Source organism: Sphingomonas oligophenolica, from assembly GCF_039522915.1.
GTDB lineage: Bacteria > Pseudomonadota > Alphaproteobacteria > Sphingomonadales > Sphingomonadaceae > Sphingomonas > Sphingomonas oligophenolica.
Genome location: NZ_BAAAEH010000017.1, coordinates 1 through 26755, shown reverse-complemented (window position 1 = coordinate 26755; position 26755 = coordinate 1). Strand labels below are relative to the sequence as shown.

The window sequence follows — 26755 nt, the reverse complement described above, 5'->3', positions numbered from 1 at the left end:
CCCATGCCATGTTCCGAAAGATTCCGCCCCGTCCGCGCTTCCGCAATCCCGGCCTGACCGCCCTGCTGCTCACCGCCGGTGCGCTGAGCGTGACGGTGCCTCTGTCAGCGGCGTCCGCCCAGATCACGGTTTTCGACCCGACCAATTATTCGCAGAACCTGCTTACCGCCGCGCACACGCTCCAGCAGATCAACAACCAGATCCAGTCGCTCCAGAACCAGGCGACGATGCTGATGAACGAGGCGAAGAACCTGACCCGGATCGACTTTCCCGAGCTCCAGGCGCTGACCCAGACGATCCGGCAGATCGACCGGCTGATGGGTCAGGCCCAGGCAATCAGCTACCGCATCGAGACTGTCAACAGCGAGTTCCGCCGGCTCTTCCCGCAAAGCTTCAACCAGGCGCTGACCACCAACAGCCAGGTGACGAACGCGAAGGCGCGGCTCGATGCCTCGATGAGCGCCTATAACCAGACGATGCAGGTCCAGGCGCAGGTCGTCGGCAATCTCGATGCCGATACGGCAGCACTCGACGCGATCATCGCCCGGAGCCAAAGCGGCGAGGGCGCGCTCCAGGTCGCCCAGGCAACCAACCAGCTGCTCGCGCTTGTCGCCAAGCAGCAGCTCCAGATCCAGAACATGATGGCGGCCCAGTACCGCGCCGAAACGCTCGAGGCGGCACGCCGCGTCCAGGCGGAGACCGATGCGAGCGGCGCGACTACCCGGTTCCTCGGCAGCGGCACGGCCTACCACCCCCAATAGGGCGCACCCGCACCGAGGGTGGCGGCGGGCAATTCCCCGGCCCGCCGCCACACCCGCAGGGCGCTCTGCCGCTCCCCAAGCGCGCCCCGCGGGCCTTTTTCGACTTCAGCAGGACGGACTCTTCGTATGGGCGACCTGAGCGTCATCGACCAGTTCATGCAGGCTTTTATCCGCTATATCGACAGCGGGTTCGGGCTGCTGGGCAGCGACGTCCATTTTCTGGCGGTGACGCTGATCGGCATTGATGTGACGCTCGCCGGCCTGTTCTGGGCGCTAGGCGGCGAGCAGGACATCATCGGCCGCTTCATCAAGAAGATCCTCTTTGTCGGCGCGTTCGCCTTCATCCTGAACAGTTTCCCGACGCTGGCCAATCTCATCTTCAAGTCCTTCGCCGCGGCCGGCCTGACCGCAGGCGGCGGGACGCTCTCCGCCGATGACCTGCTGAAGCCCGGGACGCTCGCCAGCACCGGCTTCTCGGCCGCCTGGCCGCTCCTCCAGCAGATGTCGCAGCTGCTCGGCTTCACGACCTTCTTCGACAATTTCGTGACGATCGCGGTGCTGCTGTTCGCCTGGGTGATCGTCATTCTCGCTTTCTTCATCCTGGCGATCCAGCTGTTCGTGACGATCGTCGAGTTCAAGCTCACCACGCTTGCCGGGTTCGTTCTGGTGCCCTTCGCGCTGTGGAACCGGACGAGCTTCCTTGCCGAGCGCGTGCTCGGCAATGTCGTCAGCTCGGGCGTCAAGGTGATGGTGCTCGCGGTCATCGTCGGCATCGGCTCGAACTTCTTCGCCTCCTTCGTCGGCGCGATGCAGGGCCAGGAGCCCGACATCGGCAAGGCGCTGAGCCTCGTCCTAGCCGCCATGACCCTGTTCGGCCTCGGCATCTTCGGTCCCGGGATCGCCTCGGGCCTGGTCGCCGGCGCGCCGCAGCTCGGCGCCGGTGCGGCGGTCGGGACGGTGCTCGGGACCGCCGGGGTCGCTGTCCTTGGCGGTGGCGCGGTCGCGGGCGCGGCCGGGCTGGTCGGGGGCGGCGCGGTCGCCGCCGTGCGTGCCGGCACCTCGATGGGCTCGGCCGCGTCGGCCGCCTACCGGATGGGCCAGGAGGGCGCCGGCTCGACCAGCGTCGCCTCTGGTCTTGGCGGCGTGGCGCGCGCCGCCGGCAATGCGATGCGCGCGCGGGCCAGCGGCGCCTTCGGGCTCCAGGAAGCCGCCGCCTCGGGCCGCGCAGCGGCGTTCAATGCCCTTGCCGGCCGCCCGCCGGCTCCGCCGGAATCGGGTGGGGATGGCGAGCAGGAGCAGCCCGGTTGGGCGCGCGCGCTCCGGCAAAAACAGGATGCCAGGCACCACCAGCAGATCGTCGCCCATGCGCTGCGCGAGGGCGACCGGGGCGGCGCGTCGGCCGCGCCCGACATCAAGGAAAAGGAGGACTGATCGATGCTCTTCAAGCGAAGCGTCCAGCGCTATGGTCGCACACCCGAACCCGTGACGCCCTACCAGCGGGCCGGCCAGCTCTGGGACGAGCGGATCGGCTCGGCCCGCGTCCAGGCGCGCAACTGGCGGCTGATGGCCCTTGGCGGGCTGGCCCTCACGACCGCCATGTCCGGCGCCCTGGTCTGGCAGTCGCTGCAGAGCCGGGTGACGCCTTATGTGGTCGAGGTGGACCGGCTCGGCGAGGCGCGCGCCGTCACCGAGGCCGAGGCGGGCTATCATCCGACTGATCCGCAGATCGCCTGGCATCTGGCGCGGTTCATCGAGAAGGTCCGCTCGGTCTCGCTCGATCCTGTCCTGATGCGGCGCGACTGGCTGTCGGCCTATGACTTTTCGACGCAGCGCGGCGCGCAGTTCCTCGGCGACTATGCACGATCGACAAACCCGTTTGCCAGGGTGGGCGAGAAGACCATCTCGGTCCAGGTGACGAGCGTCGTCCGGGCGTCCGACCAGTCGTTCCAGGTGAAATGGACCGAGACGGCATTCGATCGCGGCGCGCAAACTGGCGTGTCGCACTGGACCGGCATCCTGACGGTCAAGATCAAGCCGCCGGCCTCGGCCGACACGCTGCGCCGGAACCCGCTCGGCGTCTATGTCGATGCGATCGACTGGAGCCGCGAGCTCGAACCTGCCGCCAGCACGCCGCCGCCGCCTGCGCCGGTGGCAACTCGGCCCGTCCAGGCTTCCAGCATTCCGCTCGGCTCCCCGCTCGACCCGAATCTCGGCGCCCTCCCATCCGATCCGATCCTGGAGAACCGGCAATGATCCGCACCCGATACCTGCCCGCCCTGTTTGCCATGTCGTTTGCCTTGGTGAGCACGAGCGCGTTCTCGGCCGAGGGTGGACGCCCTCGCCACACTGGGCGGCACAGCACGACACCAGCGACCGCGGTCGCTGCAGCCAACCGCGCGGGCACGCTCGAGCCGAGGCCGCCTGCGTTCATCAACGCGAGCGCGATCGAGCCTTTTGCCGACGGAGCGATCTACCATGTCTACACCGCGCCGGAGCGCGTGACCGACATCGCGCTCCAGCCGGGCGAGGTGCTCGGGTCGGTCGCGAGCGGCGACACCGCCCGCTGGGTGATCGGGGATACAAGCAGCGGCAACGGCGCCGAGAAGCGCGCCCATGTCCTGGTGAAGCCGTTCGCTGCCGGGCTCGTCACCAACCTCGTCATCACGACCGACCGCCGGACCTACCATCTCGCGTTGTCCAGTGCCGCGGGCGCCGCCATGTCGGCGCTGTCCTGGACCTATCCGCAGGACGCGCTGATCGCGTTGAGGCATCAGCGGGAGGCGGCGATCGCCGCCGCGCCGGTCGCTCAGGGCCTCGATGTCGATCAACTTCATTTCAACTATGTCCTGTCGGGCGATCGCACGGCCTGGCGGCCGCTCCGCGCTTTCGATGATGGCCGCCAGACCTTCATTGAATTCCCGGCGAGCCTGGCGGTCGGTGAAGCTCCGCCCTTGTTCCTGGTCGACGCGAAGGGCGCGGCGCAGCTGGTCAATTATCGGCTCCGCGGCCGCTTCTATGTCGTCGACCGGATCTTTGATGTGGCCGAGCTTCGACTCGGCACCAAGCACCAGGAGGTGGTCCGCATCGTGCGTGCTGCCGATGGCGCAACCGATCATCCCGCCAAGCGGAGGGCGTCATGAGCGAAGACCCGCAATCGGCCGGACAGGGGCCTCAATCCGAGGAGCAGGCGGAGGCGCCGCTGGTGCCGCCGCCGCAGGGCAAGGTCGATCCCGAAACCCTTGTCCTGCGCGCCAGGCCGGCCCGGGCGATCCGGTTCAAGCGCGGCGTGATCGTATCGATCGCTGCAATGGCCGCGGCAGGCGTAGTAGGAACAGCGTGGTTCGCGCTCGAACCGCATGCGCTCCATCTGGCGGCCGGCGGCGACGACCAGGCGGTCGGCGCGAAACCGCCGGCCAACACGCTGAGCGTGCTGCCCGAAAGCTATGCGGCCGTACCCAAGCTCGGGCCGCCGCTGCCCGGCGATCTCGGGCGTCCGATCCTCGATCGGCAGCGACAACTCGGTGCCGAACCGCCTCCAGCGATACCGGCGAGCATTGCGCAATCTGCCGAGGAAGCCCGGCAGCGCCAGGTCGCTGAACTGAAAGCGGCTCGCGAGTCGGGGCTGCTCGTGCGATCAGGCAATCACGCGACTGAAGTCGCGGCGACGGGGACGGCCATGCCTGGTTCGACTGTGCCGGGTGCGCCAGCGCCTGACACGACTCCGAGGATCGGCATGGATCCGGATCGTGATCCGAACGCCCAGCAGCGAAAGAGCGACTTCACGCATGCCGTGGACGAGACTGGCGACACAAACCCGCATCCGCTGGTCCCATTGCCGTCGCCCTATACACTTTCCGCCGGCAGCATCATCGCGGGCAGCCTGATCACCGGTCTCAGGTCCGATCTGCCGGGGCTGGTCACCGCCCAGGTTACCGAGCGGGTTTATGACAGCGCGACCGGCAGGATCCTGCTCATCCCGCAGGGGGCGCGGCTGATCGGTTCCTACGACAGCGTCATCGCATTCGGTCAGCGCCGCGCGCTCGTCGTCTGGCAGCGCATCCTGTTCCCGGATGGCAGTTCGGTGCGGATCGACAATGTACCTACGACAGATCCCTCCGGCTACGCCGGGCTTGCCGACAAGGTCGACTTCCACACCTGGACGCTGCTCAAGGGTGTGGTGCTGTCGACTCTCCTCGGGGTGGGTGCCGAGCTTCAGTTCAGCGGCGAGAGCGATCTCGTCCAGGCGTTGCGGGAATCGACTCAGCAAAGCGTGTCACGGGCGGGCGATCAGCTCACCTCGCGCAATCTCCAGGTGCAGCCGACCATCACGATACGCCCCGGCGCGCCGATAAGACTCGTCGTGCACCAGGATTTGGTTCTCAAACCTTGGCAGGAGGATCGATGATGGGCGATCTCAGACTGGCGCAGCTGCCCGATCGGACGCCGATCAAGCTCGGCATCCAGATCACGCCGCAACTGCATGCTGACCTGACGCGGTACGCCGCGCTCTACAAGCAAGCTTATGGTCGGGAGGAAGCGCTGTCAGACCTCATCCCGGCGATGTTGGACAGTTTCCTGGCCAGTGACCGGGAGTTCGTGAAGGCCCAAAAGGCTGATGTCGGGAGATCATGAGATGCCGCCGCCCAAAGCAACACGGCCGACCAATGAGCCGGACCCGATCACGGTCCGCGTCCCGACGGCGCTGCGCATGCTGGGCCTCAGCCGGTCCAAATTCTACCTCCTTCTCGCCGATGGTGAGTTCGAGATGATCAAGGTCGGCAGATGCACGCTCGTGACCGTCGCGAGCCTGCATCGGTTCGTGAACCGGCAGTCTTCTGAGGGTCAGACCTGAGCTATGAGGAACTCGCTAGGCGCACCGGCCCCACCCCGCGTGAGGTCGAGCGGCAGTTCGCCAAGGGGCTGGAGAAACTGTGTCGCCAGATGAATGGCGGTAGGCTGCGACGGTGGGAGCGCAGCAACTGGCTTTGCTGGTGGTGATAGCATCCAAACCGGCGGTGTCCGGCCTGTGAGGGCTGGGCATCGCCGGGCGCTTGTTGGTAGGAATGTCTGTAATGCGTGATCAACTCGACCATCTGCCGGCATCCAAGCAGCGCGAGCTTGCCCATGTCGTGCGCGTGCTGTTCGAGGAATTCGCCGACGCGCATGCGCTCGCGACCCAGAAATGGAAGAAGCAGGGGCGCATCCTCAAGCTCGTGCTGTACGGTTCGTATGCGCGCGGCGACTGGGTCGATGATCCGGTCGGGGGCTACACTTCCGATTATGACATCCTGATCGTCGTCAGCGACGAGCGGCTGGCGGATTTCGAATATTGGTCGGCGGCCGAGGACCGGCTGATGCGGGACCTGACGATCAATCATGCGCTGAGCGCGCCTGTCAGCTTCATCGTCCACACGCTCAATGATGTGAACGCCCAGCTTGAGAAGGGGCGACCGTTCTTCGTTGATATCATCAAACAGGGAATCGCGCTCTACGAGGCGGAAGGGTTCTGCTTTGCCAGCTCCCGTGATCTGCCGCTCGAGGAGGCCAGGGCCGAAGCGCAGAAGCACTTTGATCATTGGTTCCCATTGTCAGAGCACGCGCTGACTTTGGCGCGCGTGAGCATGGCGAACGGCGTATCGAGAGATGCAGCCTTCATGCTGCATCAGGCGACCGAACGGGCCTATCACTGCACTTTGCTCACGCTGACTTTGTACGCGCCAAAATCGCACCGGCTCAATTTTCTGCGCTCGCAGTGCGAGCAGATCGCGCCGCGTCTGATCGCGGCCTGGCCGCGCGACGACAAGTTCAGCCGACGCTGTTTCGAGTTGCTGCGTCAGGCCTATGTCAACGCGCGCTACTCGCCGCACTATGAGATCAGTGACGAGGAATTACGCTGGCTCGGGGAGCGCGTGGCCGAGCTTCAGGCACTGGTGAAGGCCGTGTGCGAGGAGAGGCTCGCGCCGCCCGGTCAGTGACCGGACGGCGCTCGCTGGGTCAGGCTGTCTTCGGCGCGCGCGGTGCGCGCTTCGGCTTGGCCGGGGCCGGAGTTGCCGCTGCAGTCTTCGTCCGACGACCCTTCTGGCCGAGGCCGATCCTGTGCGCCATCGCCCGGCGCACTTCGGAGTAATTCTCGGCGACCATCGGGTAATCGGCCTTCAGCTTGTAGCGCTCGCGATACTGTTCCGGCGTCAGGCCGTGCCCCGACAGATGCCGCCGCAATGTCTTATAGGGCTTGCCGTCGATCAGCGAGATGATGTGATCCTTTGACGCGAGCGACTTGCGGACCGTGACGGCGGGTGTGAATTCTTCCGCGGGCGCTGCGCTTTCGTCGCCCGAAGCAGGAGCCGAAGATCCCGACCCAAGTTCGGTCACGGTCGCGTGCATCGTGCGCAGAAACGTCGGCACGTCTTCCGCGGCAGCCCGGTTGTTCTGATTGCCGAGCCAGGCGATGGTAAGTTCGGTCGCGAGCTCGACCGCGTTCAGGGAGGTTTCTTCTGACATGTGTAGTTCCTGGGTGGTTTGAATGGCCGGCAAGCATTTGCGCTGCACTCGGCAGGTGTATTCATAATGAATGTTTCGCTGGAGTCGATGCTCGCAGGCCCGTAAAAACTGCTTAATCGGTTTCGTTGTTCTCGAACATCCGCTTGCCGCGCCGCCGCCAGAGCAGGATCGTCTGCTCGCTGTCTTCGCTTCGAAGTCTTGCGGCGATTTCGGCGAGTGCGCCCAGGATTACGGCACGGTCGTCGCCTGTCAGCGCGATCAGGCCGGACTTGGCAACCGGGCCGCCGGGTTCGATCAGCAGGCGCGTTCTATATCCCCGTAGCCGCTGGCGCTTCCAACAGCCATCTCGCCACGATCAACTCGTAGTTGACATAGGGAATGCGGTTTGCGTCGAATTCCAGCGCGTCCGCGATCTATTGCAGCATCTCGGGGTCGAGGCGCTTCACGTCGGTCTGGCCGGTCAGCGCCATCGCGACCGCCATTTCGTGGTGCAGCAGATCGAGCATGCGGGTGACACCGGCGCCGCCTTGCGCGGCAAGCGCGAAGGCCCAGGCCCGACCGAGCAGCACGCCTTTCGCGCCTAGGGCCATTGCGCGCAACACGTCGATCCCCGAGCGGATGCCGCCGTCCATCAGAACATCCGCCCGGCCCGCGACCGCCTTCACCACCGCGGGCAGGGCGGTGATCGTCGAAGGCGCACCGTCAAGCTGGCGGCCGCCATGGTTGGAGACGATGATCGCCTCGGCGCCGGCATCGCAGGCAGCGACTGCGTCGGCGGGGTCGAGCACCCCCTTGATAACCAAGCGGCCGCTCCAATGGCGGCGGATCCAGTCGAGATCGGCCCAGGTGATCGAGGGATCGAAATTGCGCGAGACCCAGCGGGTGAACTGCGCGAGGCCGGCGCCTTCGGGCATGACGGGCGCGAAATTGCCGAGCATGTGCGGGCGGCCGCGGACCCCGACATCCCAGGCCCAGCCGGGATGGGTTGCGATCTGGGCGAAGCGGCGCAGGCGCGCGCCGAGCCCTTGCGGACCGGTGAGGCTCGAGCGGACATCGCGATAGCGGGCGCTGTGGACGATCAGATCGACCGTCAGCACCAGCGTCTCGACGCCGAGCGCGGCGGCGCGGGCAAGCAGCGCAGCCAGGAAGCCGCGATCGCGGATCATGTAGAGTTGGAAAGCGAAAGGCACGCCAGTGCCGGCCGCGACTTCTTCCATGCCGCAGCAGGAAGAAGCGGAGAGGATGAAGGGAACGCCGGCCGCTTCGGCCGCCCGCGCCGCCTGGACCTCGCCGCGGCGCGCATACATACCGGCGAGCCCGATCGGGGCGAGCGCAACGGGAAGGGCGGCGGGGCGACCGAAGATCGTGGTCGAAAGATCGACCTGCGAGACGTCGCGCATCACCCGCTGGCGGAGCTTCAGCCGCTGCAGGTCGTCGACATTGGCGCGCATCGTCGATTCCGAATAGGCGCCGCCATCGATATAATCGAACAGGAAGCCGGGCAGCCGCGCCTTTGCGAGGAGGCGGAAATCATCGATGCAGGCCGGTGTCACGCGCGAAGCCTAGCGCCTCCTCAGCGGCTTGTCGCGGTCGCGATCGCGCCGGGGCGGGCGTCGAAATGAAGCGTCGCCGCCTCGTCGCGCGTCAGCGCCTTGCCGTCGAAGCGATAGACCTCGATGTCCCGCGACATCGCGCACTGGATCAACACCGTCTTGTGGCCGCCGATGAAGAGCGCGCCCTGGCACCAGGCGCCGCTATGCGCTTCGGTGACTGGCGTGATCGTCGCGCCCCTGACGCTGTAGATCTTGAGTAGGCCGAAAGGGCTGTACCCGGCCGAGCCGGGCGCAGCCGCCGAGCCGTTGGCGATGACCACGGCCATATATCTGCCGTCGGCCGACAGGGTGAGATGCTCGGGCGTCAGGCCGACATCGACGCTGGTGACCGCCCGGGTCGCGAGATCGACCGCGGTGACGGTGCCGGTGCGCGGGCCGGTCGCCGGCGCGGCGCCCGGCGATGGCGTGCGTCCGCCGAGATTGGTGTTGTAGGCAAAGCGCCCATCGGGGCTGTAGGCGACGCCATAGGGCTGCACGCCCGTCCTGACGGTGCCGCCGATCGTCACTGCCTTGCCAGTGATGGTGAGCGTGATGAGCTGGCCCGAGCCCTGCGCGACGGCGAGCGCAGTCTTGCCCGAGGGCGCGAAATCGACATCGGTCGGGCGGCTCTTCGCCGGCAGCTGGAGTCTTCCTTCCGGGGTCAGGTGCTTCCCGGCGATCGAGAAGATCGAGATGCTGTCATCGCCAGTGCTTGCGATCAGCGCGAGCGTGCCGGCGCGGTTGATCGTGATGCCGCTGGCGCCGGGGCCGGCCTGAACTGTCTGGAGGACCCGGGGCGCCCCGGGATTGGCGAGATCGATCACCGAGAGCGTATCGTTGAGTTCGAGCTCACCGGCAGCAGTGAGGCGCTGCGCGGCACTGACCAGCGCGAAGCTTCCGTCCCGCGCGACAGCGACCGATGCAGGTGGGCCGATCATGCTCGCCGGCGCCTGGACCGAGCCGATCATTTTGGGCGGATAGCTGCGCAGATCGAGGACTGAGACCGTGTCGGGCGTGCGGGTGGTTGCTGCCTCGCCGGGGCGAAGTTGCTTGCCGTCGTTTGCGGAGACGGCGATCTGGGCACTGGCCGGAGCTGAGGCGAGCGCGGCGGTGATGACGCCGAGCAGCAGGATTGGTTTCATGGCGACCCTCCACAGATCCAGGGCCTCTCATGAACCCTATAGGATATAGCATGTCACGACAGCGTGGCCGGCGCAACCGGGCTTCCGAGACTGTGCCGGGCTCATTGCCCTGACCGTCAATGCCGAAGTGCGGGGGCGGGCGGCGATGTTGGCCCGGATCGTCAACCTCGCAACATTACTTAGGGACATGCCCGGCATTGGCCATCTGCCGCGATTGCACCATCCCCTCAGCGCCGGGGAGAGTCGTGAAAAATTCGAATCAGATCGTCGCCAGTGCGCCAGCCGGGGAGCTTGTCTCAACCGCGGATCGTGCTGCGCTTTCGCAGCGGGCCAGTTCCCGCAACTGCACGGTCTATCTGATCGCCGAGGCGAGCACCGAAACGGACAGCGGGCTTTGCCGGGTCAAGAATATCTCCGACCACGGCATGATGGTGATAACCGGTCTGGACGCTGCCATTGGCGGCCGTATCTCGATCACCCTTTCGGACTCGATCGCATTGGCCGCCGAGATCATGTGGTCGGAGGATGGCCGGGTCGGGCTTCGCTTCATGGAGCCAATCGACAGCCTCGACCTGCTTCAGTCGCTGGCGGACAAGGGGCGTTCGGGCAAAAATCGCCCGCCGCGCCTGTCGGTGGGCCTGCTCGGTACGGCGGCGACTGAAGCCGGCCTTCAACCGATCCGCACGCTCGACATTTCGCAGCATGGCATGAAAATCTCGCATGGCGGTGGCCTGCGCACAGGGGTGCGTGTCAAGGTAACGCTCGAAAACGGGCTCGAGCAGCGCGGCGTGGTGAAATGGTCGAACGATCGCGTTGCGGGCCTGCGTTTCAACGAACCGATTCCGCACACGATGCTGGATAGCGTCGCGGATCTGACCGCGATCAGTGCGACCATCGGGCCGGATGAGGCTTTTCCGGAAGCGACGGCTGGCGACGAAGCGGAAATAACCGCGCCGGATTGACGCAGGCTCGGGCCTAAGCCGCCACCCGCCGCCGCTCAGCCATCTCCACGTTCAGCATCTCCGCCAGCAGGAACGCCAGTTCCAGGCTCTGCCCCGCGTTCAATCGCGGGTCGCAATGCGTGTGGTACCGATCGGCCAGCGACTGCTCGGTCACATCGACTGCGCCGCCGGTGCACTCCGTCACATTCTGGCCGGTCATCTCGGCATGGATGCCGCCGGCGATCGAACCTTCGGCGCGGTGAACGGCGAAGAAGCCGCGGACCTCGGCGAGGATTCGGTCGAAGGGGCGCGTCTTGTAGCCATTGGCGGCCTTGATGACATTGCCGTGCATCGGGTCGCAGCTCCACACCACCGGATGGCCCTCGCGCTGAACCGCGCGGATCAATTTAGGCAGGCCTGCCTCGATCTTGTCGTGGCCGTAGCGGGTGATCAGCGTCATCCGGCCCGGCACGCGCGCCGGGTTGAGGGTGTCGAGCAGGCGGAGCAGCGCGTCGGGCTCGAGCGAGGGGCCGCATTTCATGCCGATCGGGTTGCCGATGCCGCGCAGATATTCGACATGGGCCGAACCCTCGAAGCGCGTGCGATCACCGATCCACAGGAAATGGGCGCTGGTGTCGTACCATTCGTCGGTCAGGCTGTCCTGCCGGGTCAGCGCCTGCTCGTAGCGGAGCAGCAGCGCCTCATGGCTGGTGTAGAACTGGGTCTGGCTGAGCTGGGGCACCGTCTCGGGGCTGATCCCGCAGGCAGCCATGAACTCGAGCGCCTCGCCGATCCGGTCAGCGGTCTCGGCGAATTTCTTCGCCCAGGGGCTGCGGCCCATGAAATCATGAGTCCAGCGATGCACCTGGGCGAGATTGGCGTAGCCGCCATTGGCGAAGGCGCGGAGCAGGTTGAGCGTCGCCGCCGACTGGCTGTAGGCGCGGATCATCCGCTGCGGATCGGGCGCGCGGCCGGCCGCGGTGAAGTCGATGTCGTTGACGATGTCGCCGCGATAGGCTGGCAGCTCGACGCCGTTCTGTATCTCGGTATCGGCCGAGCGCGGCTTGGCGAACTGGCCGGCCATCCGGCCGAGCTTCACCACCGGCAGCTTCGACGCATAGGTCAGCACGACCGCCATCTGGAGGATGACGCGGAAGGTGTCGCGGATATTGTTCGCGCTATGCTCGGCGAAGCTCTCGGCGCAATCGCCGCCCTGGAGAAGGAAGGCCTTGCCTTCCGAAACCTTGGCGAGATCCGCGGTCAGGTTGCGCGCCTCGCCCGCGAAGACGAGCGGCGGGAAGGTGGCGAGCGTATTGGTCGCCGCGTCGAGCGCGGCTGAGTCCGGATAGGTCGGGAGCTGGCGGGCTTCGGCCTTCATCCAGCTGTCGGGGGCCCATTTGGCGGCCATCGTGTCGTTTCCAGTGGTTGCGAAATTAAAGAGGCCCCATGCGGGAAAACGGCGTTTGTCGCAATCAAGGAAAAGTTTCTCCTTGTCCCGGCGGGATGGGAGGGTTCGTTCCATGGCGACCGGGAGCCGAGGGCGACATTGATCCTATTCATGCTCGCCCGACCTCACTGCGCCTGCGGCAATCCTCCTGCTCGAACAGATATACATCCATTACCATCGGCAGGCTCGTATAACGCGTGGCCGGCCTCGGAGGTTTTTTGCGATCAATCTGCCGCGCAACGCAGCGTCGAATGGGAGCCGGCGGCGGTCAATTACCCTTCTGTGGACGGTTTGAGGCAGCCGGCGCGTATCCAACCCGCCAGGCCGTGCTCGTCGCGCCGATCTACCCTGTTGGGGCGCGTCGGCAATGCACGCTGGGCATGCGCTACGTCCATCTGGATCATACACAGGCTGCGGACCAATCCTCGGCAGAGCCAGCGGCTAGCACCGCCAGCGGCGGGGCACATCTGTGCGCAGATTAACGGAGCGCCTCGCGCCGTTCGACTTCCCATTCGCGCGCGATCTCACGGGCCGCGGTCCGAACATATGCCGCGCCGCGCAACGAAACATTGCCCAGCATCCAATGGACGCCCGTCTCGGAGTCAGCTTCGCTGAGGATTCTTATCGTGGGTTGCGGTATATCGTCGCCGTTCCCATCCGCCTCGCTCATCTCGATGGCACGAATCCGCAATTCGACCTCGATCTCCAGTTGTGATTTTCGTACTGTATGCGCCACCGATCAGGCCCCCTCGTCATGTCGCTCGTCGGGTTTTGCGATCCGCCATTGGCGAAGTTCCCGAACCATCTGCCGCTCGCAGCCGGCGCAAATGGGAGAATCGAATGTACCGCTATAGTGGATGCGCCTGCCGTCGCGGCGATGGTAACCCCATAGGCATTTGATACGCTCGACGACGTTCATCTGGCGGCTCCCGCGATGCGGTTTACCCCCAAGCATCCTTGACGAGATTGTATGCCGAATCGGTTGCGCTGGAAATGAGAAATCATTGCACGCCCGAAAGAAACGAAGGTGCCCGCCGTCGTCGTCCGCCTCGGCGGGGCTGCCGCAATCATTCACCCTCCAAGAACGGTGGACTGATGCTGCATTGGACTCCAGTTCGGACGGAGTCGCGCGAGCGAGCAGGGAACGCGTTTTGTTGAATTACGGAAGAAGTTCTGTCACTCTGCGCAGGCCCGGGAGGCCAATGGGCGCTTAAGGGCGATATCAATGACTGATCAGGCGCGGCTTACCGAACTGACCGCAGAAATTACCGCGGCCTTTGTCGCGCATAACCGCGTGGCGACTGGCGAGGTCGCCGAAGTGATTGCTTCAGTGCATCGCGCTCTGTCGAGATTGGACGCGGAGAAGGCGCTGGAAGCGATCGAGCATGTGGGCGCAGTAAGCATTCGCAAGAGCCTGGCGGACCCGGCGAAGATCATTTCGATGATCGATGGCAAGCCGTACAGCATGCTCAAGCGGCATCTCTCGCTGAACGGGCTGACGCCCGCTGAATACCGCGGTCGTTTCAATTTGCCGGCTGATTATCCCATGACGGCGCCTGGATATTCCGAATTTCGTCGCGCCTTGGCGGTGACGATCGGGCTGGGGCGCAGGGGAAAGATGGTCGAGACCACCCCCTCGGCACCGCGGGAGCGCCGGAAGCTTGGTCTCGTATCGCCATCGGTGTAACCGCGGGCGGTATGCGGCCGGCGCGTCATTGATCTGCGGTCGCACTACAAGAAGTATCGTCTATCAGTGGATACTCAGCGACAGCTGGTGCCGGCAGATCAGACAGCGGAGAGCCAGTTGCCGTGAAAGCCAGGGGGCACGCGGTGCGGGATGCGGATGCTGGCGACCGGCGCGCTCGTGAAGGCCTGGGCGTCGAGGATGACGAGATCAGTGGTCTCGTTGCGCACGTCGATCACCAGACCGATCATCCAGCCTTCGCCCTCGGCCGCATCGGCATGGGCGGGAACGAAGACGAACTCGCCGGGATCGCGGCCCTCGCCGAAATCATGGACCTCGCGCGCGCCGGTTTCGAGATCATGTTTCAGGAGATAGCTCGCGCCGACGAACGCGTCGCTGTGCACGGGCAGGCCAATCGTCCAGGCGTAGCGATAGGGCCGGCCGAAGCGGCGCTCGTCGGCGCGGGGAAATTCCTGTGGCGTATTGTCGATGGAGCGGCACTCGACGGTGCCGGCTCCGGGGTCGATCGTCCAGCGTTCGAATCCGCGCGGTGCGGCGTCGGGGCCGGAGAAGCTTTCGGCGAACATCGTGTCGTAGACGACAGCGTCCATCACCACGCGGCCATCGGGCAGGTCATAGGCATTGGCTACATGGAAGATGTAGCAGGGATCGGCGTTGATCCAGATCGTCTCGCTTCCCTTGCCGCCCCGGGGCAACAGGCCGATCCGCGCCTGGTGGTCGCGGTCCCAGCGATAAGGGAAACTGTGGCCGCCGATCAGCGCCTTCATCGAGAAGGTGACGGGCAGATCGAGCACGACGACATAGCGCGACGTGATCGCGCAATCATGAATCGAGGGGCCGTTCTTCACGGCGATCGGCTCCTCGCGGACGACCCGCCCCTCGGTCGACAGGATGACATGCCGGACTGTCTCGGTATCGGTCGCTTCATAGGCGATGGCATGCTGCTCGCCGGTGAGGGGATCGCGGTGGGGATGGGCGGTGAAGCTGCCGATCAGCGTGTCGTCGAAGGGATTGTAGGTCTGCTCGTCGAGAGTGTCCGACAGCTCGACCGGGTAACTGCCGGCCTCGACCAGGGCGAAGGTGCGCCCGGCGATCCCGACGACATTGGTGTTGACGGTGTCGAAGCTGCCATGGCGCGGGCCGGGGGCGGGGGCCTTGTCGAGCGCCTTGCCGACTTTGTTCGAACGGATCCAGCGGTTGCGATACCAGAGCGCCTTGCCGTCTCGGATGGCGAGGCCGTGGACCATGCCGTCGCCAGTGAACCAGTGATAGCCGGCGGGGTCGGGTGCGACCGGGTTCGGGCCGATGCGCAAGTAGCGGCCGTCAAGCGCCGCCGGGATCGTGCCGGTGACGGGCAGATCCTCGAGCGTCAGCTCCTCGGACATCGGCGTATGGATGCCGGTCAGGAAGGGATGGACCGTGTCGTGCGGCATGCGACCGCGATTGAAATCGGCGACGACTTCAATGCCCTTCATGACGGTGCCGCGGATCGCGTTTTCGATCGTGCTTGCCATTCCGGCCTCCAGCTCTAAGTTGACGGCGTTCACATTAAGATGCGAAGGTAACAGTGTCAACATCCGAATCAGCGATTCCGGCCAAAAGCTATCATCATGGCGATCTGCGCGCTGCGCTGATCGAGGCGGGGCTTGCGCTGTTGGAGGCGCGTGCGGCCGACGATCTCGGGTTGCGCGAAGTCGCGCGGGCGGTGGGGGTGAGCCCGACGGCGATCTATCGCCATTTCCCCGACAAGCGCGCGCTGATGGCGGCGCTGGCGGCCGAGGGGCTGGCGCGGCTTGCGGCGGCGCAACGCGCGGCGTCCGAGGCGGCGGGGGGCGGAGTCGCCGGGTTCAGCGCGACGGGGGCGGCCTATGTTCGGTTCGCGCTCGCCAATCCGGCGCTGTTCCGGCTGATCTTCGCCAATTCAGCGACAGCTGATCTGCTCGACGGCAAGCCCGAGGATGACGCAATGGCCTTCCTGCGCGCCAATGCCGCGGCGCTCGCTGAAGGAGTCGGGGGCGATGCGCAGGTCGTGGCGCTGCAGGCCTGGGCGATCGCGCATGGCCTGGCGATGCTGATGCTCGACGGCCAGGTGCCGGTAGACGATGCGTTGATCGACCGGGTGGTGGATGCCGGGGTGATCGGGAAATAATTTCTCTCCTACCGCTTGCGGGAGGGAAGGAAAAAGAATTCAGTAGCCCGCTTCGAGATCGACCACGTTCCGCATTTCCCGCCCGGCCACGAACGCCTCGAGATTGTCGAGGAACAAGGTTGCCGCGCGGATGAACATCCTGGTCTGGCTGCGGCCCGACAGGTGCATCGAATGGATGGTGTTGGGCGCGGTCCATAGCGGGTGCTCGGGCGGCAACGGTTCGGGGTGCACGGTATCGAGGAAGGCGCCGGCGATGCGCCGCGCGGTGAGCGCCTCGATCAGCGCCTCCTGATCGATCATGTCGCCGCGGGCGATATTGATCAGCCAGGCCGAGCGCTTCATTGCACTGATCTCGGCGGCGCCGATCATTGCCTTGGTGGCGTCGGTCGACGGGGCGGCGAGGATCACCCAGTCATGGTCGCCGAGCGTCGCCCGCCATTCGTCGGGTCTGAGCGTGCCGCCCCGGCCCGAGCGGGTCACCGCCGTCACCGCGACACCAAAGGACTCGAGCCGCTCGCCGACCAACTGCCCGATCGTGCCGTATCCGATGATCAGGGCGCTGGTTTCGAACAGCTCGGTCCTGCCGGGGGCATCGGTCGTCCATTCGTGGCGATCGGCGATGCGTATCACCTCATCGAAGCGCTTCGCTGCCGCGAGCACGCCCAGCACCGTATATTCGGCGACGGCGATGGCGTTGATGCCGGCGCCGTTGGTGACGGTGACGCGCTGCGCTTTCAACTGATCGAGCGGGAAGGAATCGAGCCCGGCATAGATAGTCGAAACCCATTTGAGATTCCTGCCGCGGCTGATCGTCTCGGCGGTCCAGCCAGGGCGTTGCTGGTCGACCCAGGCGATATCGGCATCGACCACCATCGCGTTCGCTTCGTCATGATTGGCGAACCATGCGACATCCAGGCCCGCCGGGATTCGCGGTTCGAGGAGCGGACGGGCGAGGGCGGGGAGGACTGCTTTCATGAAAATGCCCTATCAGTTGCCTCCCCTTTTTCGGAGAGGAGTTTAAAGCGCCAGCTTCCAGTCCCAGCCGAGCGGATCGCCGTCCATCACCTCGACACCCGCCGTCGCGAGCTCGTCACGGATCGCGTCGGAGCGGGCAAAGTCCTTCGCCGCGCGGGCTTCGCGGCGTTCGGCCAGCCTTGCCTCGATCTCGGCCGAAGTGATCGTCGCCTGTGCCGGTCGCACCCGCAGCGCCTCGCGGGTGAGGTCGGACAGCGCCAGCCCAAGCACGTCGTCGAATGACTCGAGCGCCTTCAATCGCGTTGCGGCCGACAATTTCTTGTCTGCCAGCATCTCGTCGAGCACCGGCAGCGCGCGCGGGGTGTTGAGATCGTCCGACACCGCCGCGTCGAGCGCCTCGACATAGGGCGAGGCGTCCCCCGTCTCGGTTCCGTCGCTGCGGGCACGAAGGGCCTGGGTAGCCATTACCAGCCGCTTCAGCCGCGTCAGCGCCGCCGCCAGATTCTCGCCCGAGAATTCGAGCTCGCTGCGATAATGCGCGCTGAGGCACATCAGGCGGTAGGCGAGGGGATGCACGCCGAGATCGACCAGCGACCGGAGCGTGGTGAAGCCACCGCCCGATTTCGACATCTTGCCCGATCGCTCGACCAGGAAGTTGTTGTGCATCCAGAAAGCGGCGCCGGTATCGGCGCATTCGCAATGTGCCTGGTTCTGGGCAATCTCGTTGGGATGATGGATCTCGCGGTGATCGATGCCGCCGGTATGGATGTCGAAGCTGGCCCCCAGATATTTCCGGCTCATCACCGAGCATTCGAGATGCCAGCCCGGCGCGCCGCGGCCCCAGGGCGAATCCCATTCCATCTGGCGATTCTCGCCCGGTGCGGAAGTGCGCCAGATCGCGAAGTCCTGGGGATGGCGCTTGCCGGCGACCGGATCGATCCGGCCCTCGCGCTCGTCGTCGGCGACCCGGGCGAGGCGGCCATAATCGGGGACGGTGCTCACGTCGAAATAGAGGCCGCCCTCGAGTTGATAGCAGTGCCTGGGGGCGATATCGGTCGCGAAGTCGATCATCTCGGCGATATGGTCGGTCGCGAGCGGAAAGCGCGACGGTGCGCGGATGTTGAGGTCCTCGAGATTCTGCTTGAACGCCGCTGTGTAGTGCGCAGCGATGTCCCAGATGCTGGTCGCGCTCGCCCGTGCGGCCGCCTCCATCTTGTCGTCACCCACATCGGCGTCGGAAGTGAGGTGGCCGACATCAGTGATGTTGATGATGTGGGTGAGCGGGCCCCATCCCATTGCTTTGGCCTTCCAGGTCAGCACCCGGCTCAGCGTGTCAGTGAAAACATAAGCGCGCAGATTGCCGATATGGGCGTAATTATAGACCGTCGGCCCGCACGAATAGACGCGCACATTGGCCGGGTCGGTCGGCTGGAACGGCTTGAGCGACCTGGTGAGGCTGTCGTAGAGGGTAAGGGGTCTGGTGGTCATGGAGCGTGCCAATAGCGGTCCTCGACCGGCATGCAAACGCCTGCCACGATCTGGCTATAGACTTCGCGAACGCCCGTAACTGATCAGGGCGAATTCGCGGCTAAGGACGCTGCCTTGGCTTTGCCCGGATTACCGGGCGCGTCCGATTAATCCCGATATGGTTGGGGAGCCATTTCATCGGGCTTACGCTAAAGCATGTCGAACCGGCTGTAATTCGCCTTGATACGGATCAAGGACGAATGTAGCATTTCTTGATTTTCTCGCTGCGATAAAACTCATGAAGCAAGACGTCTCTCATATAGCGCGCGCACGTACGGTATGGATCGGCGGCATCCTTCTTTTGCTATTTTGGGGAGCTCTCGCTTATGCCCTCTTCGGATAAGGATACGTCAGGGCCAACGAAGAAATGAGACATGGCCGAGCGGGAGCGCCTGGAAATGAGCGCCAGACCACCAGCGCCCAAAACGAGTGCGAGCGGCGCACCCCAGAAAATGGCCGCGCCAAATAAGATCGACTCCATGTACACCTCCGGTAATGCGAGCGACTCGAAGTACGTAATTTATCTTAATGGAATATTTTTCTTTCGCAAGTGCAGCAAATGCAACTGACCGCAGCGCTGAGTCCCACAATCGGATTCGCAAATGCACGATCACCTTGATCGACCCATGGCCCGACCCCATCACCTATCAAGGGAGCAGTCCCGGTCTCGAGGCTCTGAGGCCAGACGCCCCTTCCGATATTTCGTATCAATGCTGCGGCACGGTAGGCGTTCGTTGGCCTGAGACCGGCGCAACAGGCTGGTGCCTGCCAAGTGACTTGAAACTTGATGGCACCACTGATAGGGGCCAGCCCCACACGGCGCGGACCCTTGTCTGCGACGACCAATTTCTATTGATTCGGAGTTCGGCGGGTTTATGCAAATCATCGTTCGCGACAACAATGTTGACCAGGCGCTGCGCGCCCTGAAAAAGAAGCTGCAGCGCGAGGGCGTCTATCGCGAGATGAAGCTGCGCCGTCACTATGAGAAGCCCAGCGAGAAGCGCGCCCGTGAGCGCGCCGCCGCCGTTCGCCGCGCCCGCAAGCTCGAGCGCAAGCGTCTGGAGCGCGACGGGGCCCGGTAAGACCGTCTGGACGCGCGCTCACCGGCTCGCGTCCGGCTCTCTCTTTACCAATCTTCGGCTCCCCAGCGGCGCCGCTTCAGGGTGGCCTTCAATGTCCTCGATCACCGCCGTTCCGTTGCAACCCGTCAAGCGGCGCGTGCTGGTATATCTGTGGGCCGGCATCGTCGCCACCGTGCTGGGCGCGGTTGCGCTTGCCTTGATGGCACCGACCGACCCGGTCACGGCCTTCCTCGCCAAGAATCGCCGGGAACCGGGCGTCGTGCAGACCCCCTCCGGCCTGCAATACAAGATCCTCAAGCCCGGCAAGGGTGGCGTGTCGCCGACCGATCAGGACGTCGCGCTGATCAACTATGAGGGCAAGCTGACCAACGGGACGACGTTCGACAAGTCGCAGCAGCCGACGCCGATGCCGGTCATCGCCGCCGACGAGAAGAGCGGCCGCCAGGGCATCGTCCCGGGCTTTTCCGAAGCGCTGAAGCTGATGACCAAGGGTGCCAAATACCGCTTCTGGATCAAGCCCAGTCTCGGTTACGGCGACAAGGCGGCCGGCCCGATCCCTGCGCATTCAGTGCTGGTGTTCGACGTCGAGCTGATGGATTTCCTCCCCGAATCGGTCATCCGCCAGATGCAGATGCAGCAGCAGATGATGCAGCAGCAACAGGGTGGCGCGCCGGGTGGCGGGATGCCGCCGGGCGCTGGCGGGCCGCCGGCTGGCCCCTGATTCCAGACGCCGATCGTCGAGCGCCCCTTTTCCGCTTTTCTCGATCTTTCCAGTTCCCAAGGAATCGCCCGATGGCCAGCATCCCTCCCAAGCCGAAGCGGGCCGTCGATAGCCGGGCGCTGGTTTTCCTCGCGATCGGCATCATTGTCGGTGCGCTGTTGACGCTGGCGGCGTTCGAGGCGCCGAGCGCATGGCGTGCCCTCAACGATCCGGCCCGTGCATTTCTGTCGAAGAACCGCAGCAGCGATTCGACGGTGGTCGAGACCGCGTCGGGGCTACAGTACAAGATTCTCAAGCCGGGCAAGGGCGGTGCCAAGCCAACCGATGCTGATGTTGCGCTGGTCAACTACGAGGGCAAGCTCACAGACGGAACGACCTTCGACAAGTCCGAGCAACCGACGCCGATGCCGGTTGTCGCAGCCGACGAGAAGACCGGTCGTCAGGGTGTGGTCCCGGGCTTTTCCGAAGCGCTGAAGCTGATGTCCAAGGGCGCCAAATACCGTTTCTGGATCAAGCCGAGCCTCGGTTATGGCGACAAGGCTGCGGGCCCGATCCCGGCGCATTCAGTACTGGTGTTCGACCTGGAGCTGCTCGATTTCCTGCCCGAATCGGTGATCCGCCAGATGCAGATGCAGCAGCAACAGATGCAGCAGCAGGGCATGGGCCCGCCACCCGGCGCCGGTGCGCCGCCGCCGGCCGGGGCGCCTGCCGGAAAATGAGCCTGACTCTCGCGTCGCCGCTTCGGAAAGGCGCCCTTCCATCGATCGTCCTGGTCGGAATTCTGTCGGGCGTTCCGTCAGGCGTCGTCCAGCCCGCGGTTGCGCAGGTAGCGCCCGATCCGGTCGCGACGTTCCTCGCCGGGAATCGCGGTGCAAAGGGTGTCGTCGAGACCGCCTCCGGCCTGCAATATCAGGTACTCGAACCCGGTGCCGACCAGGCAAGGCCGACTGACCAGGATGTGGCGCTTGTCAATTACGAGGGCCGGCTGGCCGATGGAACGACATTCGACAAGTCGGAGCAGCCGACACCGATGCCGGTGACGGAGGTCATCCCCGGCTTTTCGGAGGGCCTGAAGCTGATGACGCGCGGCGCGAAATACCGCTTCTGGATCAAGCCGAGCCTTGGCTATGGCGGCGAGGCGAGTGGACCGATTCCGGCAAATTCGCTGCTTGTCTTCGACGTCGAGATGATCGATTTCCTGCCCGAAGCGGTTGTTCGCCAGATGATGCAACAGCAGCAGGCGACCGACCCGGGCGCGGCGCAGCCAGGGACATCCCACTCCAAATAGGCGGGCTCGGGCACCGTGTCCCGCGCAACACGGCAGCTGCATCGACTGCACTTGCACCCGCGCGAATCGAGGCGCAAAGCCGCGCGAATCAGGGGGGAAACCCATGTTCGACGCTGTCGATCCGATTCTGCTCGCGCGCGCGCAATTTGCGTTTACGGTCAGCTTTCACTTCATTTTTCCATCCTTCTCGATCGGGCTGGCGAGCTATCTCGCAGTACTCGAAGCCTTGTGGCTGAGGACGGGCAAGCAACTCTATCTCGATATCTTCCGGTTCTGGCTGAAGATCTTCGCGGTCGCCTTTGCGATGGGCGTCGTCTCCGGGATCGTCATGTCCTACCAGTTCGGCACGAACTGGGCGGTGTTCTCCGACAAGACCGGTCCAGTGATCGGCCCGCTCATGGCGTATGAAGTGTTGACCGCCTTCTTCCTCGAAGCGGGGTTCCTCGGGGTGATGCTGTTCGGCATGGAGAAGGTCGGCAGGCGCCTGCATTTCGCCGCAACCTGCATGGTTGCGCTCGGCACCTTCATCTCGGCTTTCTGGATTCTCTCGGCGAACAGCTGGATGCAGACCCCGGCCGGCTATGCGATCAACGCACAAGGGCAGTTCGTGATGGCGGGATCGTGGCTGAAGGTCATCTTCAACCCCAGCTTCCCCTACCGGCTCGCGCATACGGTGATCGGCGCGTATCTCACCACCTCGCTGGTGGTGGGCGCCACGGGCGCGTGGCACTTGCTGAAGGACCGCACTGATCCGCATGCGCGGAAGATTTTCTCGATGGCGATGTGGATGGCCGCGCTCGTCGCTCCGATCCAGATCCTCGCCGGCGATACGCAAGGGCTCAACACGCTCGACCATCAGCCGGCGAAGGTGATGGCGATGGAAGGCCATTATAGCAGCCATCCCGACGGCGCGCCGCTGATCCTGTTCGGGATTCCCAATGGGCGCGAAAAGCGGATGGACTATGCGTTCGAAATTCCGAAAGCGTCCTCGCTGATCCTGAAGCATGATCTGAGCGCGCCGCTTGCCGGACTCGATACCGTTCCGGCCGATGAGCAGCCGCCGGTTGCGATCCTTTTCTGGTCATTCCGCGTGATGGTCGGCCTTGGCTTTGCCATGTTCGGGCTCGGGTTGTGGAGCCTCGTCGCGCGGGCGCGGGGCAGGCTCTATGACTGGCGCTGGCTTCACCGCGCGGGCGTGGCGATGGGGCCAGCTGGGTTTGTGGCGGTTATCGCCGGCTGGGTAACCACCGAGGTCGGGCGACAGCCCTGGACCGTCTGGCATTTGCTGCGCACCACCGAGAGCGCTTCGCCGCTGGCGGCGCCGGCGGTAGGCGCCTCGCTGATCGCTTTTGTGGGCGTTTATTTCGCCGTGTTCGGCATCGGCACCTGGTATATTCTCAAGCTGATCGCGAAGGGTGTCGAGCCAGGCGAGCCGGAACTCGGCCATGCGCCGATCCGTACCGCCGGGATCACGCCCGGGCCTGCGCAGCCGAGCGGAGGGCAGATGTCATGAGCGTCAATTGCGATCTCGCGACGATCTGGGCGTTCCTGATCGCCTTTGCGGTCTTCGCTTATGTCGTGCTCGACGGCTTCGATCTCGGCATCGGCATCATCTTTCCCGCCTTTGGCGTGGGTGAGGAGCGCGATGCGGCGATGAACGCGATCGCGCCGGTGTGGGATGGCAACGAGACCTGGCTGGTGCTTGGCGGGGGCGGCCTGATGGCGGCATTTCCGCTCGCCTTCGCGATCCTGATGCCCGCTTTCTATCCGCTGATCATTGCAATGCTGCTCGGCCTGGTGTTCCGCGGTGTCGCCTTCGAGTTTCGCTGGCGCGACCCACGGCACCGTGCCTTCTGGGATTTCGGCTTCACCGCCGGCTCAGTCGTCGCCGCGCTGGCGCAAGGCATCATCCTCGGCGCGCTGTTGCAGGGGGTGAAGGTCACCGGGCGCGGCTATGGCGGCGGCTGGCTTGACTGGCTGACGCCCTTCAGCCTGTTGACCGGGGGAAGCGTGCTCGCCGCTTATGCGTTGCTCGGCAGCACCTGGCTGATCGCCAAGACCGAAGGGAACGCGCAAAAACGGGCTTGCCGGCTTGCACGGCGCTACGGGATCATCACGCTGCTTGCCATTGCCGCAGTGAGCGCAGCGACTCCGTTCCTCGCCCATGACTATTATACGCGTTGGCTGACGATGCCCGGTATCCTGCTCACCGCGCCGGTTCCCGTGCTGGTCGCGCTGCTCGGGCTGATTTTCTGGCGGGCGCTCGGGCGGGGAGCCGAGAGTGCGCCCTTCCTGCTGACACTGGCTCTGTTCGCACTCTGCTTTGTCGGGCTCGGCATCAGCATGTACCCCTATATCGTGCCGGATGCAGTGACGATCTGGGCCGCGGCCGCGCCTGAATCCTCGCAGCTCTTCATGCTGATCGGGGCCGGGATCATGTTGCCGTTGATCCTCGGCTATACCGGATGGGCCTATTGGGTGTTCCGCGGCAAGGTCGGCACCGAAGGCTATCATTGATGACGGGTGATACGGCCGGACCTCTGTGGAAGCGGCTCGCCTGGATGGGCGCGATCTGGGCTATGAGCGTTGCCACGCTGGGCGCTGTGGCCATGGTGTTGCGATGGTGGCTTAATGGCTGAACAGCCGACGGCCGGGTTTCACCCGCCCTGTGCGCGTGGTAGCGCCTGCCGCCATGGAGGATATGCCGACCGAGCCCGCGGGCCGTGACAACCATCTGGTGAGACTCGACGTTCTCCGTTTCCCGCTGATCGTCCTGATCGTCTATCTCCATGCCAGCGGCGTCACCGCGAATTTCGCTGATGGGTCGCGCGCACTGGTGGATGCCCGGACGGTCGAAGGCGTGCAGATCGTGACCGGATCGATCGCGCGAATCGCGGTGCCGCTGTTCTTCATGATGTCGGGCTTCCTGTTTTTCCGCGGTGCGGCTTTCTCGGGGGAGATCTACCGGGCGAAATTGCGCAGCCGGGCGAAGAGCCTGCTCATACCCTTTCTTTTCTGGAATCTGGCACTGTTCGGCCTGGTAGCCATCGCCCAGGGCGTGCCGCCGCTTGCGCCGCTTTTCAACGGTGAGAACCAGGCGTTTGCGACGCTGACGCCTTTTCAGATGATCGATTTCATTCTGGGCATCACCCATTATCCGATCGCCTATCAATTCTGGTTCATCCGGGATCTGATGATCCTGGTCATCATGTCACCGCTACTGTGGCTCGCCGCGCGCCACGTGCCATGGATCGTGCTGACGGCGCTCACCGCCGCGTGGATCTTCAACATCTGGCCAACGCCAGTGCCGGCAGCGGAGCCGACCCTGTTCTTCTACCTGGGCAGTTTTGTCGCGATCCGGGGATGGTCGCTGTTCGAGGTCGACCGCCTCGGGTCGTGGCTCGCGGTGCCGTTCGTCCTTTTGCTCGTCGCGCTCCGCGCCGAGCAGCTAGCGGGGCATGGCAACTATCTGCTTCACCCGACAATGGCAGTCGGGCTTGTGCTCGCCCTCAAGGCGAGCCGCTGGCTGGCGGAATCGGCGTGGCTTCGCGATCGGCTCGTGGCGCTGGGCAGCGCATCATTCTTCGTTTTCGCGGTTCACGAACCGCTGGTCACGATCGGCAAGAAACTGGCCTTTCGTGCGCTGCCGATGACGGCAGCTACGGTACTGGCGACCTATGCCGTGCTGCCTGTCCTGGTGATCGGCCTCGCGCTCATTGCGCATCGCGTACTGAATGTCGTCGCGCCCGGTTTTCTGAGGCTCATTACCGGGGGTCGCTAGGCGTTTCGCCCGGATCACGGTGGGGCCGGATAATGCAACGCGCCGGCAAGCGCGAGGCACTGCCCCATCTGTGCTGCCTGGTCAGGCGCGACTGGGATGTCGATCCGCTCGTCGAACATCGAATAGTGCACGCCTGCCTGGACCCGGAAATGCAAAATGCGTTCGAAATGGTGGTTTCCCGCACCTTCTCGAGTGCTGAATGGTCGGAAAGTTCGACCGTTTCTGAAACAGAAATCGCCCCCTAACGCCGTTAGCCGCTCGACCCGGTCCCGCTTTAATTGACCGAATAATTATCGTTAAGATTGTTGATGCCGACGCCGTCGCCCCGCAGGACCAGCGCATGCGTCACACTCATCCCGATAAAGCCCGCTGCGCCGGTGATCAAAACCCTCATTCTTCGATCCCGACGTCACAATGTCCTGCGACCAGCAAAGATTGGCACCCGCGATAAGTCATGCCATCTCGGCCTTGCTGACCCAAGGCGTGGTGGGCGCGCTCTGGTAGCCCTTCCAGATTGACGGCAGAGCGGCTGGCCGGCCTGGAGCGGCGGCGTTTCGGTGAGCATGTCGTACCACGGACAAATCACGACATTTGCTTCTGATCTTGCTTTCGTGTTTTCTGCGAACACGGACATGGAATCCGAAAAGATGAGAGAGGAGTCGGTGCTAGCTGAGGATAGTTGCATGACGATGCTGATGCGGATCGCCCGGGGAATTCATGCAAGCCTTTCGGGCGCAGATTCGATCGAAGCCGACCAAGAGTGGGAGAGATTGTCGGTTAGCGAAAGATCCCCCTATACAACTGCAGCACTTCGCATGCTGACCATCATACGGACGCCGACTGACCAGATGCTGGCAGAGGGCAACCGCCGCGACCTACCGAGCGATGCCGCCAATATCTGGGAACGTATGGCCTATTGCGCCCTCCACGAGCGCAACTGAGGGGACAAGTCATCGTACAGAACGACCGCGGAACGTGACTCGTACCACGATGCCGACACACGGCCGTTTCAATGCAGTTTCTTGACAAGCTTGAGCTCCAAGTCGGGAAAAGGGGGATTGTCCTAAACCAGAGCGTGCTACGCCTTCATTGCCTCAATCAGCTTCTTGACTTCCTGGCTGCGGCCGCGCGGCAGGATCAGCA

Annotated in this window: 31 protein-coding genes; 22 read left to right on the top strand and 9 right to left on the bottom strand. The window is 64.5% G+C overall.

The features are described from left to right. Positions 1-8 precede the first annotated feature (8 nt). The 8 genes from trbJ (at position 9) to ABD050_RS10060 (ending at position 6736) form a co-directional block, all read left to right on the top strand. On the top strand, positions 9-761 hold the full coding sequence (gene trbJ / locus ABD050_RS10095) for a P-type conjugative transfer protein TrbJ (RefSeq protein WP_343889182.1): 753 nt from the start codon (positions 9-11) through the stop codon (positions 759-761). 126 nt (positions 762-887) lie between these two features. Then, positions 888-2192 (top strand): P-type conjugative transfer protein TrbL, encoded by a 1305-nt coding sequence (trbL, locus tag ABD050_RS10090; RefSeq protein ID WP_343889179.1) that lies wholly within the window; start codon positions 888-890, stop codon positions 2190-2192. Positions 2193-2195: 3 nt separating this feature from the next. After that, positions 2196-3014 (top strand): conjugal transfer protein TrbF, encoded by an 819-nt coding sequence (gene trbF / locus ABD050_RS10085; RefSeq protein WP_343889178.1) that lies wholly within the window; start codon positions 2196-2198, stop codon positions 3012-3014. Continuing rightward, the gene (trbG, locus tag ABD050_RS10080) at positions 3011-3901 is read left to right on the top strand and encodes a P-type conjugative transfer protein TrbG (protein WP_343889177.1); all 891 of its coding nucleotides are present in this window, start codon (positions 3011-3013) and stop codon (positions 3899-3901) included. Before trbF ends, trbG begins: the two co-directional genes overlap by 4 nt. Then, a complete protein-coding gene (locus ABD050_RS10075) occupies positions 3898-5166 on the top strand; it encodes a TraB/TrbI/VirB10 family type IV secretion system protein (RefSeq protein ID WP_343889176.1) in 1269 nt (422 codons plus the stop codon). Before trbG ends, ABD050_RS10075 begins: the two co-directional genes overlap by 4 nt. Beyond that, on the top strand, positions 5163-5393 hold the full coding sequence (locus ABD050_RS10070) for a DUF2274 domain-containing protein (protein ID WP_343889175.1): 231 nt from the start codon (positions 5163-5165) through the stop codon (positions 5391-5393). Before ABD050_RS10075 ends, ABD050_RS10070 begins: the two co-directional genes overlap by 4 nt. 1 nt (position 5394) lies before the next feature. Further along, entirely contained in the window at positions 5395-5613 is a 219-nt protein-coding gene (locus tag ABD050_RS10065) for a helix-turn-helix transcriptional regulator (protein ID WP_343889174.1), read from the top strand. A 220-nt stretch (positions 5614-5833) separates the two neighbouring features. Beyond that, on the top strand, positions 5834-6736 hold the full coding sequence (locus ABD050_RS10060; RefSeq protein ID WP_343889173.1) for a HEPN domain-containing protein: 903 nt from the start codon (positions 5834-5836) through the stop codon (positions 6734-6736). A 19-nt stretch (positions 6737-6755) separates the two neighbouring features. Here the strand turns inward: ABD050_RS10060 and ABD050_RS10055 are convergent, their stop codons facing one another. The 4 genes from ABD050_RS10055 to ABD050_RS10040 all read right to left on the bottom strand — a co-directional run bounded on the left by ABD050_RS10055 (position 6756) and on the right by ABD050_RS10040 (position 9996). Then, positions 6756-7262: a Ros/MucR family transcriptional regulator gene (locus tag ABD050_RS10055; protein ID WP_343889172.1), complete on the bottom strand. Its 507-nt coding sequence runs from the start codon at positions 7260-7262 to the stop codon at positions 6756-6758. Between the two features lie 112 nt (positions 7263-7374). After that, positions 7375-7524, bottom strand: coding sequence for a conjugal transfer protein TraD (locus ABD050_RS10050; RefSeq protein WP_425542434.1), 150 nt, complete (start codon positions 7522-7524; stop codon positions 7375-7377). 151 nt (positions 7525-7675) lie between these two features. Further along, entirely contained in the window at positions 7676-8815 is a 1140-nt protein-coding gene (locus ABD050_RS10045) for an L-lactate dehydrogenase (RefSeq protein ID WP_343889170.1), read from the bottom strand. Between the two features lie 20 nt (positions 8816-8835). Next, positions 8836-9996 carry a YncE family protein gene (locus ABD050_RS10040; RefSeq protein WP_343889169.1) on the bottom strand — a complete coding sequence of 387 codons (1161 nt, stop codon included), beginning with the start codon at positions 9994-9996 and terminating at the stop codon, positions 8836-8838. A gap of 245 nt (positions 9997-10241) precedes the next feature. On the opposite strand from ABD050_RS10040, the gene ABD050_RS10035 reads away from it, so the two are divergent. After that, positions 10242-10958, top strand: a complete 717-nt coding sequence (locus ABD050_RS10035) for a PilZ domain-containing protein (RefSeq protein ID WP_343889168.1) — start codon at positions 10242-10244, stop codon at positions 10956-10958. Between the two features lie 13 nt (positions 10959-10971). Here ABD050_RS10035 and ABD050_RS10030 read toward each other — a convergent pair whose 3' ends face one another. Continuing rightward, positions 10972-12345: a class II 3-deoxy-7-phosphoheptulonate synthase gene (locus ABD050_RS10030; RefSeq protein WP_343889167.1), complete on the bottom strand. Its 1374-nt coding sequence runs from the start codon at positions 12343-12345 to the stop codon at positions 10972-10974. A 622-nt stretch (positions 12346-12967) separates the two neighbouring features. Here ABD050_RS10030 and ABD050_RS10025 point away from each other — a divergent pair. After that, positions 12968-13099, top strand: a complete 132-nt coding sequence (locus tag ABD050_RS10025; protein WP_343889166.1) for a hypothetical protein — start codon at positions 12968-12970, stop codon at positions 13097-13099. Positions 13100-13123: 24 nt separating this feature from the next. On the opposite strand, the gene ABD050_RS10020 is transcribed toward ABD050_RS10025, so the two are convergent. Next, positions 13124-13303 carry a hypothetical protein gene (locus ABD050_RS10020; protein WP_343889164.1) on the bottom strand — a complete coding sequence of 60 codons (180 nt, stop codon included), beginning with the start codon at positions 13301-13303 and terminating at the stop codon, positions 13124-13126. Between the two features lie 306 nt (positions 13304-13609). Here ABD050_RS10020 and ABD050_RS10015 point away from each other — a divergent pair, with 306 nt between their 5' ends. After that, a complete protein-coding gene (locus tag ABD050_RS10015) occupies positions 13610-14071 on the top strand; it encodes a Ros/MucR family transcriptional regulator (RefSeq protein WP_343889163.1) in 462 nt (153 codons plus the stop codon). A gap of 98 nt (positions 14072-14169) precedes the next feature. Here the strand turns inward: ABD050_RS10015 and ABD050_RS10010 are convergent, their stop codons facing one another. After that, positions 14170-15603 (bottom strand): 8'-apo-carotenoid 13,14-cleaving dioxygenase, encoded by a 1434-nt coding sequence (locus ABD050_RS10010; RefSeq protein ID WP_343889162.1) that lies wholly within the window; start codon positions 15601-15603, stop codon positions 14170-14172. A gap of 53 nt (positions 15604-15656) precedes the next feature. Between ABD050_RS10010 and ABD050_RS10005 the strand changes: the two genes are divergently transcribed. Next, entirely contained in the window at positions 15657-16238 is a 582-nt protein-coding gene (locus ABD050_RS10005; RefSeq protein ID WP_343889161.1) for a TetR/AcrR family transcriptional regulator, read from the top strand. Between the two features lie 39 nt (positions 16239-16277). Here ABD050_RS10005 and ABD050_RS10000 read toward each other — a convergent pair whose 3' ends face one another. Together ABD050_RS10000 and cysS are read right to left on the bottom strand one after the other, a co-directional pair. After that, positions 16278-17213: an NAD(P)-dependent oxidoreductase gene (locus ABD050_RS10000; RefSeq protein WP_343889160.1), complete on the bottom strand. Its 936-nt coding sequence runs from the start codon at positions 17211-17213 to the stop codon at positions 16278-16280. A gap of 42 nt (positions 17214-17255) precedes the next feature. Continuing rightward, entirely contained in the window at positions 17256-18701 is a 1446-nt protein-coding gene (cysS, locus tag ABD050_RS09995; protein ID WP_343889159.1) for a cysteine--tRNA ligase, read from the bottom strand. A gap of 914 nt (positions 18702-19615) precedes the next feature. Here cysS and rpsU point away from each other — a divergent pair. The 10 genes from rpsU (at position 19616) to ABD050_RS09945 (ending at position 26553) form a co-directional block, all read left to right on the top strand. Further along, complete coding sequence (rpsU, locus tag ABD050_RS09990) at positions 19616-19822, top strand: 30S ribosomal protein S21 (protein WP_034160206.1); 207 nt, start codon at positions 19616-19618, stop codon at positions 19820-19822. A 91-nt stretch (positions 19823-19913) separates the two neighbouring features. Continuing rightward, entirely contained in the window at positions 19914-20543 is a 630-nt protein-coding gene (locus tag ABD050_RS09985) for an FKBP-type peptidyl-prolyl cis-trans isomerase (protein ID WP_343889158.1), read from the top strand. A gap of 71 nt (positions 20544-20614) precedes the next feature. Continuing rightward, positions 20615-21262, top strand: a complete 648-nt coding sequence (locus tag ABD050_RS09980) for an FKBP-type peptidyl-prolyl cis-trans isomerase (protein ID WP_343889156.1) — start codon at positions 20615-20617, stop codon at positions 21260-21262. Beyond that, positions 21259-21831, top strand: coding sequence for an FKBP-type peptidyl-prolyl cis-trans isomerase (locus tag ABD050_RS09975; RefSeq protein WP_343889155.1), 573 nt, complete (start codon positions 21259-21261; stop codon positions 21829-21831). The genes ABD050_RS09980 and ABD050_RS09975 overlap by 4 nt, the downstream gene beginning before the upstream one ends. A 103-nt stretch (positions 21832-21934) precedes the next feature. After that, the gene (locus tag ABD050_RS09970; protein WP_343889153.1) at positions 21935-23344 is read left to right on the top strand and encodes a cytochrome ubiquinol oxidase subunit I; all 1410 of its coding nucleotides are present in this window, start codon (positions 21935-21937) and stop codon (positions 23342-23344) included. Then, positions 23341-24348 carry a cytochrome d ubiquinol oxidase subunit II gene (gene cydB / locus ABD050_RS09965; protein ID WP_343889152.1) on the top strand — a complete coding sequence of 336 codons (1008 nt, stop codon included), beginning with the start codon at positions 23341-23343 and terminating at the stop codon, positions 24346-24348. The genes ABD050_RS09970 and cydB overlap by 4 nt, the downstream gene beginning before the upstream one ends. Next, the gene (locus ABD050_RS09960) at positions 24348-24470 is read left to right on the top strand and encodes a DUF2474 family protein (RefSeq protein ID WP_343889150.1); all 123 of its coding nucleotides are present in this window, start codon (positions 24348-24350) and stop codon (positions 24468-24470) included. Before cydB ends, ABD050_RS09960 begins: the two co-directional genes overlap by 1 nt. A 53-nt stretch (positions 24471-24523) precedes the next feature. Continuing rightward, positions 24524-25612, top strand: coding sequence for an acyltransferase family protein (locus ABD050_RS09955; RefSeq protein WP_343889149.1), 1089 nt, complete (start codon positions 24524-24526; stop codon positions 25610-25612). A gap of 32 nt (positions 25613-25644) precedes the next feature. Further along, complete coding sequence (locus tag ABD050_RS09950) at positions 25645-25857, top strand: hypothetical protein (protein ID WP_343889148.1); 213 nt, start codon at positions 25645-25647, stop codon at positions 25855-25857. A 438-nt stretch (positions 25858-26295) separates the two neighbouring features. Next, positions 26296-26553: a hypothetical protein gene (locus ABD050_RS09945; RefSeq protein ID WP_343889147.1), complete on the top strand. Its 258-nt coding sequence runs from the start codon at positions 26296-26298 to the stop codon at positions 26551-26553. The last annotated feature ends 202 nt before the right edge of the window (positions 26554-26755 follow it).